General features: G+C 40.6%; 1 protein-coding gene. It reads right to left on the bottom strand.

Annotated features, from left to right (window positions below; genetic code table 11):
- Positions 1-65 precede the first annotated feature (65 nt).
- Positions 66-780, bottom strand: a 715-nt coding sequence (locus IV36_RS07210; protein ID WP_156648638.1) for an ISL3 family transposase, incomplete at its 5' end; no start/stop codon positions are given.

Below are 780 nucleotides of genomic sequence, written 5' to 3'. Positions count from 1 at the left end.
GGTTCTTTATCAAGTGGTACTGATGAAATGAATTATTAAAAATAATAAGCAATTGGTCTACTTGGTCAAGCTGCTTGTTCCTGAATGGAATGAGCAGCTTTTTTAATGTGATTATGAAAATTCAAACTGACATAACTATTCTTTAATTCGATGAGAAGACGTAAACGGAAGTTTTCAAAGTTCCGGAAACCGTAAGCAGTCTTTTTAATGGCTTTGATCTTGTTGTTTGTTCCTTCCACGGGTCCATTAGAAAAGGTCGTCTGAAAGCTGTTCTTGATTTCTTGTAGATGTTTACGCAAGGTACGATTAGTTTTTTTGATGGGCTCAGGCATGCCTGCAGCTGAACGTGTTAGACTTTCTAAGAGCCTTGGATCTCGCTGCTGGACAGCTTGTAAAAGTGTTTGATAATAAACGTAAGCTTGTCGCAAAGCGGAGGACATGTTTAATAAACGCTCCACAATATCCTGTTCACATAACTGCATATTACGAAAGTTTCTGCTTTTACGATAGGTTTTAAAATCAAGTTTGGTCGAGTCTTTAGTTAACAATTTCCAATAATGTTTCAAAGCACGTGCGTTGTGCGAACCCTGTCCCGCCTGTTTCATGGTTTGTGTCCGAACTAAGTTTAAGGCCCGATAAGCTTGGGTTACGACATGGAAGCGGTCGGCAATGATCAGCGCTTGCGGAAAGATCTCATGGATCAAGGATCGATAAGGCGAGTACAGATCAACTGTGACCGTTTGGACTGCCCAGCGAGCTTGACGGTCATATTGTAAAAAG

The sequence above is a fragment of the Liquorilactobacillus mali genome (assembly GCF_001437155.1).
GTDB lineage: Bacteria > Bacillota > Bacilli > Lactobacillales > Lactobacillaceae > Liquorilactobacillus > Liquorilactobacillus mali_A.
The sequence above is the reverse complement of the archived record's forward strand: the minus strand, read 5'-3'. Positions and strand labels throughout refer to the sequence as shown.